Genomic DNA, 9,686 nt, shown 5'->3' with positions numbered 1-9,686 from the left:
CTCGTTCGAGGCCGTCGAGTTCGCTACCCTCGAATGGGTCGACTGGTTCAACAATCGCCGGCTGCTGGAGCCCATCGGCAACATCCCGCCGGCCGAAGCCGAGGAGCGCTACTACGCCATGCCGGAGCAATCCGCCGTGGCCGCATGACTCAAACGAAACTGCCTCCGGGAAACTCGGCGCGGTTCAACCTGGGTGCTGCAAGGATCCCTGGTCTGCGGAGAAGGCACGTGCGCGTCCGGCAATTTCGTCTGGCGGCCGGCGGGCAGCCGTCATCGCGCCTGGAGTCCGGAGGGCGCTCTGTTGCTCGGCATGTTCCTCGTCCCCAACAAGTTCTTCACGGCCGACGGCGAGCGCGACATGACGGGGCAGGACTGGGCCGCGTCCTGGGCGGGGGCGTTGAACATGCGGGACGGTTCGACTCGATAGACGCGCCGCTGCTGTCCAGATTATCGTATAAGATATATTATGGAATAAAAAGAGTGATGGAAACGGACGGACCTGAAGGCCTCCGGACGATCAGACCTCGATTTCCATCCCGTCATAGGCCGGCACGACGCCGGCCGGCAGTTCACCCACAAGGGTCTCGTAGTCCAGGTCGACATGCAGATTGGTGAGCACGGCGCGGCGCGGTCGCACCCGTTCGATCCATTCCAGTGCGCGGTCGAGATGTGCGTGCGTCGGATGCGGCGTGTAGCGCAGCGCATCGACGATCATCAGTTCGGCGCCCGCCATGGCCTCGAAGGCGTCATCGTCGAGATCGACCACGTCATTGGCATAGGCCAGCGGCCCGATGCGGAAGCCGAGCGAGGTCATGGTGCCGTGATCCTGCTCGAACGGACGGAAGTCCAGAGCCCCGATCGTGAACGGTCCGTCGATCAGATGATCGTTGAGGATTGCCGGATAACCCCCTTGCGCGCCTTCGGGGAAGCAATAGCCGAACTTCGCCTTGAGCCGTTTCAGCGTCACGGCGTCCCCCCAGACGTCGATCCGTCTGCGATGGCGTATGGCGACGACGCGGAGATCGTCGAGACCGTGGGTCTGGTCGGCGTGATCGTGGGTCCAGACCACGCCGTCGAGATCGGACACGCCGGCGTCGAGCAGCTGTTCGCGCATGTCGGGCGACGTATCGACCAGCACCGTCGTGTCGGCCTGCTGGACCAGGATCGAACAGCGGCGGCGCCGGTTCTTCGGATTTGCCGGATCGCAGGCGCCCCAGTCATTGCCGATGCGCGGCACGCCGCCCGAACTGCCGCAGCCGAGAATGGTCACCCGCATGGTCAGAATTCGGCCTTGGCGAACAGGCGGCGGAAATTGGCGGTCGTGGCGTCCGCCAGCGCCTCGGGCGAGATCCCCTTGAGCTCCGCGACCGCGGCCGCCGTGTGGGCCGTGAAGGCCGGCTCGTTGCGCTTGCCGCGTTTCGGCACGGGCGCGAGATAGGGGCTGTCGGTCTCGACCAGAAGCCGCTCCAGCGGCACGGAACGCACCACGTCGCGCAGTTCTTCGGCCTTCCGGAAGGTGACGATGCCGGAGATCGAGATGTAGAGACCGGCCGCCAGCATGCGGTCGGCCAGACGCTGAGAGCCGCTGAAACAGTGGATCAGGCCGGGCCAGGCCCCCTTCCCCATTTCCTCCTCGACGATGGCGATCGTGTCGTCCTCGGCGTCGCGCGTATGCACGATCAGCGGCAACCCGGTCTCGCGCGCGGCCCCGATATGGGCGCGGAAAACGTCGCGCTGCACCTGGCGCGGGCTGTGTTCGTAGAAATAGTCGAGCCCGGTTTCGCCGATGCCGATCGCCTTCGGATGAGCCGCCAGTTCGACCAGCTGCGCCGTGGTGGTGTCCGGTTCCGTCCCGGCCTCGTGCGGATGCGCGCCGACCGAACAGAAGACGTCCGGCTCGGCCTCGGCGATCGCGCGGACCTGATCGAATTCGCGCAGCTTCGTCGAGATCGTGAGCATGGGGGACACGCCCGCGTTCCGCGCGCGGGTCAGCACGTCGGCGAGGTCGCCATCGCGCGCCAGGTAGTCGAGATGACAATGGCTGTCGACGAGCATCGGCGTCTATTCCGCGGCTTCTTCGGCCTGGTAGCGCGGGAAGATCGGCGCCGGCTTGTCGACCGGCGTGCCGGGCGCCAGTCGGGAGACATCGCCCAGGCGGTCGAAGCTGCGGGCCTCGGGCGCTATGCCGAGCAGGTCGAGCATGGCCGCGCCCGCGCGCGGCGTCACCGGCTGCACCAGGATGGCGATCTGCCGGACGGTTTCGGCCAGTACGTAGAGCACCGTACGCATGCGCGCCGGATCGCTCTTGCGCAACACCCAGGGGGCCTGCGCGTCGACATATCGGTTGGCGTCGCCGACCACGGTCCAGACTTCGGCCAGCGCCTTGTGCAGCGCCTGGACGTCCATCTGCTCGCGCACCCGGCCGATGGCCGTGTCGGCCTTCTGCAGCAGCGCCGTATCGGCGTCCGTGAGCGGCCCGGGCGCCGGCACCTGGCCGTCGCAGTTCTTGTGCACCATGGAGAGTACACGCTGGCAGAGATTGCCGAGATCGTTGGCGAGGTCGCCGTTGATCCGGTGCACCATGGCGGCGTGGGAGAAATCGCCGTCATTGCCGAAGGGCACTTCACGCAGCAGGAAATAGCGCGTCTGGTCCAGGCCGTAGGTCTCGACCAGTTCCTCGGGCGCGACGACATTGCCCAGCGATTTCGACATCTTCTGGCCCTCGATGGTCCACCAGCCGTGGGCGAAGACCCGTTTCGGCGGCTTCAGGCCCGCCGACATCAGGAACGCCGGCCAGTAGACCGCGTGAAAGCGCAGGATGTCCTTGCCCACCATGTGCAGGTCGGCCGGCCAGAAGCGCGGATAGAGCCCGGAATCCGTCTCCGGGTAGCCGACGGCGGTCATGTAGTTGGTCAGCGCGTCCAGCCAGACATACATGACGTGCTCCGGATCGCCGGGCACCGGCACACCCCAGTCGAACGTGGTGCGCGAGATCGAAAGATCCCGCAGCCCGGAGCGGACGAAGCTGACGACCTCGTTGCGGCGCTGCGCCGGCAGGATGAAGTCGGGGTTGGCCTCGTAGAACGCGAGCAGGCGGTCCGCCCAGGCCGAAAGCCGGAAGAAGTAGCTCGGCTCCTCGACCCATTCCACCTCGGCGCCCGAGGGCGCGATCATCCGGCCGTCCGGCGTCTTCGTCAGTTCGTCCTCGCCATAGAAGGCTTCGTCGCGCACCGCGTACCAGCCGGCATAGGAACCCAGATAGATGTCCCCGGCCTCCTGCAGCTTGCGCCACAGATCCTGCACGCTCGTGACGTGCCGCTCCTCGGTGGTGCGGATGAAGTCGTCATTGGTGATGTCGAGCGCGCCCATCATGTCGCGGAAGTTCTGCGAGACGCGGTCGCAGAAGGCCTGCGGATCGAGGCCGGCGGCCTGAGCCGATTTCTCGACCTTCTGTCCGTGCTCGTCGGTGCCGGTCAGGAAATGGACCTCATGGCCGTCCAGGCGCTTGAAGCGCGCGATCACATCGCAGGCCAGCGTCGTGTAGGCGTGTCCGATATGCGGCCGGTCGTTGACGTAGTAGATCGGCGTCGTGATGTAGTAGCTCGGCTTCACGGCGGCAGCATCCTGCATGGCGGTCCTGGGTCTGCGCCGGTCTCAGAGACCGGCGCGTCGTGCGGCGTCCTCGAACGCGGAAAACAGGGTCAGGGTCACCGTCTTGCGGTTCAGGTTGACCGCTTCCGTGCGCTCCCGAAGGTGGCGCAGGTTTTCACACAACTCGAACCAATGTTCAAGACTGCCGCCCCTTGCGCGGCGGGCCAGCTCCGCCTCCTGTTCCGATGGGTGGGCGATCTCCGCCGCGCCGCCGCCGGCAAGTACGATGCGCCGCAGCACACCGTCCATCAGATCGCCCAGAATGGCGAAGCGCCGCTCCGCCTCTGCGCCCTTGTCGGTCAGCGCCGCGAGGCGCAGCGCCGCGCCCTTCTCGATCGCCGGTGCACCGGCCAGCACCTCGAGGAGCTGGCGGTAGATCTCCGCACCGCCCGCTTCCGCGAGGCGCAGCGCCCGGCCGGGAGACCGGTCGGCCAGCGCCAACAGCATTTCACGCTCGGATTCGTCGATGTCCGGGCGCAGGCGGCGCAGGACTTCCAGCGCTTCCCGGCTATCGGGTGCGCGCAGGTCGAGACGGCGGCAGCGGGAACGGATGGTCGGCAGCAGCGCGCCGGGCCGGTGCGCCACCAGCAGGAACACGGTGTTGGCCGGCGGCTCTTCCAGCGGCTTCAGCAAGGCGTTCTCGGCGCTGCGGGTCATGTCGTCGGCGGCGTCGATGATCACCACCCGCCGGCCGGCGCGTGCGGCGCTCTGAGCCAGGAAACGCGTGAGCTGACGCACCTCGTCGATGCGGATGCCGGTGAACCATCGCTTCTTCTCGAAATCCCAGGTTCGGCGCAGGCGCACGAGATTGGGGTGGCCGCCCGAGGCGACGGCGGAGAAGACCGGATCTTCCGGATCCGTGTACAGGCCCCTGTCGTCATCGCCGAACAGGCCCCCGTCCCCGTTCCCGGCAAGCAGCCGGCGCGCGAAACGATAGGCAAGGGTCGCCTTGCCGATGCCCGCCGGCCCGGCCAGCAGCCAGGCGTGGTGGAGTTGCCCGCCGCCGGCCATGGCAGCGGCCATGGCGCGCTCGGCCGACTGGTGCCCCATCAGGAAGGGTGTCAGCGCCGGATGAAGGTCGGCGTCGACCTCGTCGGGCGCCGGGCGTTCGAGTTCGTCGCTCATGCCTCCAGCACCGCGTCGAGTGCCGCGCGCACCGACTGCCAGACCGCATCCGGGCCGCCGGTCGCGTCGATCACGCGGCAGCGTTCCGGATCGGCGGCGGCAATGTCGAGAAATCCCTGACGCAGCCGGCGGTGGAAGGCATTCTCCTGACCCTCGAAACGGTCGGCGGCGCCGCCGCGGTCGCGCACCCGGGCGAAGCCGGTTTCGACCGGCGCATCGAGGACGAGGGTGAGATCGGGGCCGAAGCCCCCGAGCGCCAGCCTCTCCACAGCGTCGATGGCGGCAGCATCGACGCCGCCGGCGGCGCCCTGATAGGCGCGGGTGGAATCCGAGAAGCGGTCGCAGACCACGATGGCGCCGCGTTCGATGGCTGGCCGGATGACGCCGGTGACATGGTTGTGGCGTGCGGCGTACAGCACCAGGACCTGCTCGAGCGGGTCAAGGGCGACCGCCCCATCCAGAAGGATCTCCCGCAGCCGTTCCGCGGTCGGCGTGCCGCCGGGTTCGCGCGTGGCCACCACCTCATGGCCGCGTTCGGCCAGATAGCCGGCGCAACGTGCGGCCTGGGTGGATTTGCCGGCGCCCTCGCCGCCTTCGAAGGTGATGAAGAGTCCCCGGCCCGCCGGTTTCCGGATCACTCGGCGCTCCAGATCATGTGGCCGACCGCGGCGGCGATGCGGCCCATGGGGCCGAGCCGGGCAACGTCCGATCCGGCCAGCAGAGGCTGGCGGACGGTCTCGACGCCGGGGATTGTCACTACCAGCTCGGCCAGTGGCTCCCCGGCCTTGACCGGTGCCGGGATGGGACCGTCATAGACGACTTCGACCCGCATCTGTTCGCGCATGTCCGGCGAGAGCGTCAGCGCCAGGGGTTCGGCCGTGACCAGCGGCACGCGCACCTTCTCGCCCAGCCAGACCTCGGCCGTCTCGACTTCCTCCCCATCGGCGAACAGCTTGAAATTACGGAACGTGCGGAAGGCCCACTGCATGAAGCGGACCGACTCGGTGGCCCGCTCCCGGGCGCTCTCCATGCCGGCGAGAACGAAGATCAGGCGCTGGCCGTCGCGCTCGGCCGCGGCCACCAGGCCATAGCCGGCCTCCTCCGTATGGCCGGTCTTCAGGCCGTCGGCGCCATCGAAGCTGTAGAGCACCGGATTGCGGTTGCTCTGTTCAATGTCGTGGTAGGTGAATTTCTTCTCGGCGTAGAGGCCATAGTAATCCGGGAAGTTGCTGATCGTCAGGCTGGCCAGACGCGCCAGGTCGCGCACGCTCATGCGGTGTTCGGGGTCCGGCCAGCCCGTGGCGTTGCGCAGGGTCGTGTTGTCCAGGCCCAGTTCCTGGGCCTTCTCGTTCATGCGCTCGGCGAAGGCCTCCTCGCTGCCGGCCAGGCCTTCGGCGACGACGATGCTCGCATCGTTGCCGGACTGGACGATGATGCCGCGCAGCAGGTCGCCCACCCGGACCTGCTTGCCGACCTCGACGAACATCTTGGAGCCGCCCTTCTTCCAGGCCTTCTCGGAGACCACGAACGTGTCGTCCTCGGTGAGCGTGCCCGCCTTGAGCTGCTCCAGCAGCATGTAGACGGTCATGATCTTGCTCATCGAGGCGGTCGGGATCGGCTCGTCGGGGTTCTTCCGGAAGAGGACCCGGCCCGATCGGTGGTCGAGAATGATGGCGTGGGTGGCGGCGGTCTCGAAGTCGGCGGCGCTGGCCCCGCGCGGCGCGGCCGCCATGGCGACCGTGGCGATGACCAGCAGGAAAAGCACACGGATCATGATCTTACGCTTACTGCTCTGTTTCCGGTGGGCGGAAGTCTAGTCGACGATGATACGCGCGTCACCCGCACCCTGGGACTTGATGCGCGCCAGGGCCCGGTCGGCCTCGGTCACGTCGCCCAGGGGTCCGATCCGCACACGGTAGAAGTCGCGGTCGTCGATCAGCGTATGCTGGATATCGACGCCGCCGACGGGCGAGAGCATCGCCTTCATGCGCAGCGCATTCTGGTAATCGGTAAAGGCGCCGGCCTGCACGAACAGGCGCGTGTCGGCATCCACGGGCACGCGGTAGACCGTCTCTGCCGCCGCGGCCTGTTCCGGCAGCACATCGGGCGGCGCGGCCGGCGCCCGGGTCACGGCGGGAGTGGAGAGCGACATGGCCGACGCGCCCTCTGCGGCATCCGGCGGCGCCAGGGCGGCGACCTTCACCGTCGGCCGCGGCGCTGCAGTGACGCTCTTCTCTTCCGCGACGGTGATCGCCTTCGTGCGCATCACGAAAGCGTCGTCGGGCGAGCCCTTTATGCGCACCCGCACGCGGGCCACGCCGTCGTGCTCGAAGCCCAGCAACTGGGCCGCGCGCCGCGACAGATCGATGATGCGGCCATCGACGAAGGGTCCCCGGTCGTTGACGCGGACCACCAGCACCCGCCCGTTCTCGAGATTGGTGACTTCCACCGTGGTCGGCAGCGGGAGGGTCTTGTGAGCCGCCGAGACACGGTTCATGTCATAAATTTCGCCCGCCGCGGTCAGCCGTCCATGGAACGGCTCGCCATACCAGGACGCGAGTCCCGTCTCGTCGTACTTCGGATCGTCCTTCGGGAAGTAGCGCACATTGTTGATCGTGTAGGGCCGCAGGCTGGCCGCCCGCACGCGTTCGGCGTGGATCTTCCGTTCCTGCGGCGTCGGCTGGGCGGCGTGATTGGCCTTCTTGGCGACGTGCACCGCCAGTTGCGATTCGGCGCAGCCCGCCAGGGCAAGCACGCCTGCCGCGATGACAGCGGCGATGCCGGGCCGCCAGCCTTTCCGAACGCCGTCGATCATACTGTCCCCCTCGCTCTCCGGCGGACCCTCCCTACTCCGCCGGCCAGAGATGGTCGGACAGAGTGGCGACAGCCAGACCGTACAGGTGTGCGCAGTTATACCGCAAGATGGAATGGTAGTTCCGATAGACAAGGAACGCCGGACCCTCCGCCCCGTCCGGTTCTACCAGCGAAGCCGGCAGATCGCGCCCCGGGAGGTCCGTGCCATCGATCCGGCGCACCCCGAGGGCCTGCCATTCGGAGAGTCGGAGCGTGTCGGTCATGGCGTCGATCGCCCGGCAGCCCGACCGCCCGCTGCGTTCCGGCAGACGGGCGCGGAAGCCCGGATCGTCCGGCAGACGCACCGGCCGGCCCCAGGTCTGGTCGTCGCTCCAGCCATGCTGCGCCAGGTAGTTCGCGATCGAGGCGAAGACGTCCGCCTCACTGCTCCAGATGTCCCGGCGGCCGTCGCCGTCGAAATCGCGGGCATAGGCCATGTAGCTCGACGGCATGAACTGCGGCTGTCCCATGGCCCCGGCCCAGGAGCCCATCATCCTGCCGTGCTCGATATGGCCGCGGTCGATCATCTCCAGGGCCTTGAACAGCTCGTTGCGGAAGAAGGCCGAGCGCCGCCGGTCATAGGCCAGGGTGGCCAGCGCCGGTATGACCGGCATGGTCGGCTTCACCGCGCCATAGCGGGTCTCCATGCCCCAGATCGCCACCACGTAGCGCGGCTGCACGCCGAAGGTCTGCTGGATGCGCGCCAGCAAATCCCGGTGCTCCACGATCTTCGCGCGGCCGACACGGATATTGGTTTCAGTCAGCAGCCGGTCGGCATAGGTCCGGAATGTCAGCTTGAACTCGGCCTGGCTGCGGTCCCGCTCGACGATGCGGCGCACGGGCTCGACGCCGCGTAGGGCCTGATCCAGCGTCGCGGCGCTGATCCCCCGCTCCAGGCCTTCCTGCCGGACGCCGTCCAGCCAGGTTTCGAATTCGGGCGGCGCCTCCTCTGCGGCGCGGACCGGGGCGGCCCCGGGGACAAGGACAAGTAGGGCCAGACCGGCCAGCAGGGATGTACCGATTTTCATGAGCCTGTCGCACATCGCTGCACCTTGCCGGAACGTCCCGGATTCGAAAAGCCCCGATGGCGGACAGATGGACGCCCCGCACCGGCTTTGCTAATCACCTTGGCCGAGGACAGGTGGCCGAGTGGTTGAAGGCAGCGGTCTTGAAAACCGCCAAGGGCTAACACCCTTCGTGGGTTCGAATCCCACCCTGTCCGCCAATTGATCTACATAATGCATTTTGAAGATGGTAAATTTTGGATTCATCAGACCCTAGACCCTCCGAGCCGGTGCTCATTGCAGTAAGCCCGTCCTCATTGCAGCGGGTCGGGGTTTCCGACAGTCGGAAACCCCAACCGCCGGATCCATTTGGACGCGGTCATGCCGCGCCGTTCCAACCAGGTACGTACGGAGATCGGCCTCAGCAACGATGGGGCGAAGGGTCTGTTTCGCACACCGAAGACTGAGTGCGACGCTGTTCATCGCGCCGTCGTCTCAGAGCTGATTCTGTGGCGGGGGCGCGCGGATTTCGCGGCCCCGCCCCTCTTCATCGGCATCCGGTTCAGCGCGCGGCCAGCCGGTCGTCCATTTGCTGCAGCAGGGCGGACATGCGCTTGTCCGCCCGGCCCGGATGCTTCGCCTCGCGGATGGCGTCCAGGTTCGCCGTGGCGTCGCCGACCACGACAACGCCGACCATGCCCATGCCGTAGTGGGGCAGGCACTTGTAGCCGTAGACACCCTCCTCGGTGAAGGTCACGGTGACCGGCTTGTTCATCCGGCCCTTGAAAGCCTCGGCATTGGCGGGAAGCATGGACCTGATGGTTTCCGCGTTGTGGCCCTTGTCGGTGGGCAGGAAGGTCACGGTATCGCCTGGCTGGACCTCCAGATAGGCGGGCTCGAAGACCATCATGCCGTCCGCGCCGCGGTTCAGCATCTTGACCTCGAAGTCGGCGGCCGCGGCGGGCTGTACGGCGGCGGCGAGGAGACCGCCCAGCATGGCGGCGGCGATCAGGGTGCGTTTCATCTCGGGGTTCCTTTCGTCAATTGTCTTCG

10 protein-coding genes, 1 tRNA gene and 1 pseudogene are annotated in these 9,686 nt (G+C 67.3%); 3 read left to right on the top strand and 9 right to left on the bottom strand.

Going from position 1 to position 9,686, the window contains the following annotated elements; translation table 11 throughout:
• A pseudogene (locus CWC60_RS02295) lies at nucleotides 1–148 on the top strand (IS3 family transposase); the annotation flags it as partial.
• Nucleotides 149–301: 153 nt separating this feature from the next.
• Nucleotides 302–427, top strand: coding sequence for a hypothetical protein (locus CWC60_RS24245; protein ID WP_277422308.1), 126 nt, complete (start codon nucleotides 302–304; stop codon nucleotides 425–427).
• A 90-nt stretch (nucleotides 428–517) separates the two neighbouring features.
• Here the strand turns inward: CWC60_RS24245 and CWC60_RS02290 are convergent, their stop codons facing one another.
• Genes CWC60_RS02290 through CWC60_RS02255 form a run of 8 tightly spaced genes read right to left on the bottom strand, consistent with a single transcriptional unit; the run spans nucleotide 518 to nucleotide 8,657 of the window.
• A complete protein-coding gene (locus tag CWC60_RS02290; protein ID WP_206419729.1) occupies nucleotides 518–1,276 on the bottom strand; it encodes an MBL fold metallo-hydrolase in 759 nt (252 codons plus the stop codon).
• Between the two features lie 2 nt (nucleotides 1,277–1,278).
• Nucleotides 1,279–2,055 (bottom strand): TatD family hydrolase, encoded by a 777-nt coding sequence (locus tag CWC60_RS02285; RefSeq protein WP_109792443.1) that lies wholly within the window; start codon nucleotides 2,053–2,055, stop codon nucleotides 1,279–1,281.
• A gap of 6 nt (nucleotides 2,056–2,061) precedes the next feature.
• Nucleotides 2,062–3,630 (bottom strand): methionine--tRNA ligase, encoded by a 1,569-nt coding sequence (metG, locus tag CWC60_RS02280; RefSeq protein ID WP_109792442.1) that lies wholly within the window; start codon nucleotides 3,628–3,630, stop codon nucleotides 2,062–2,064.
• A gap of 24 nt (nucleotides 3,631–3,654) precedes the next feature.
• Nucleotides 3,655–4,776, bottom strand: a complete 1,122-nt coding sequence (locus CWC60_RS02275) for a DNA polymerase III subunit delta' (protein ID WP_109792441.1) — start codon at nucleotides 4,774–4,776, stop codon at nucleotides 3,655–3,657.
• A complete protein-coding gene (gene tmk / locus CWC60_RS02270) occupies nucleotides 4,773–5,411 on the bottom strand; it encodes a dTMP kinase (RefSeq protein ID WP_109792446.1) in 639 nt (212 codons plus the stop codon). Before tmk ends, CWC60_RS02275 begins: the two co-directional genes overlap by 4 nt.
• Nucleotides 5,411–6,550, bottom strand: a complete 1,140-nt coding sequence (locus CWC60_RS02265; RefSeq protein WP_206419727.1) for a D-alanyl-D-alanine carboxypeptidase family protein — start codon at nucleotides 6,548–6,550, stop codon at nucleotides 5,411–5,413. The genes tmk and CWC60_RS02265 overlap by 1 nt, the downstream gene beginning before the upstream one ends.
• 39 nt (nucleotides 6,551–6,589) lie before the next feature.
• Complete coding sequence (locus CWC60_RS24240; protein ID WP_109792440.1) at nucleotides 6,590–7,591, bottom strand: septal ring lytic transglycosylase RlpA family protein; 1,002 nt, start codon at nucleotides 7,589–7,591, stop codon at nucleotides 6,590–6,592.
• Nucleotides 7,592–7,622: 31 nt separating this feature from the next.
• Complete coding sequence (locus tag CWC60_RS02255) at nucleotides 7,623–8,657, bottom strand: lytic murein transglycosylase (RefSeq protein WP_109792445.1); 1,035 nt, start codon at nucleotides 8,655–8,657, stop codon at nucleotides 7,623–7,625.
• A gap of 107 nt (nucleotides 8,658–8,764) precedes the next feature.
• Between CWC60_RS02255 and CWC60_RS02250 the strand changes: the two genes are divergently transcribed.
• A tRNA-Ser gene (locus tag CWC60_RS02250) sits at nucleotides 8,765–8,854 on the top strand.
• Between the two features lie 341 nt (nucleotides 8,855–9,195).
• On the opposite strand, the gene CWC60_RS02245 is transcribed toward CWC60_RS02250, so the two are convergent.
• Nucleotides 9,196–9,657 carry a pseudoazurin gene (locus tag CWC60_RS02245; RefSeq protein WP_109792444.1) on the bottom strand — a complete coding sequence of 154 codons (462 nt, stop codon included), beginning with the start codon at nucleotides 9,655–9,657 and terminating at the stop codon, nucleotides 9,196–9,198.
• Nucleotides 9,658–9,686: the final 29 nt, after the last annotated feature.

Origin of the sequence: Minwuia thermotolerans (genome assembly GCF_002924445.1) — a bacterium.
GTDB lineage: Bacteria > Pseudomonadota > Alphaproteobacteria > Minwuiales > Minwuiaceae > Minwuia > Minwuia thermotolerans.
This window is presented reverse-complemented; position numbering and strand designations above follow the sequence as displayed.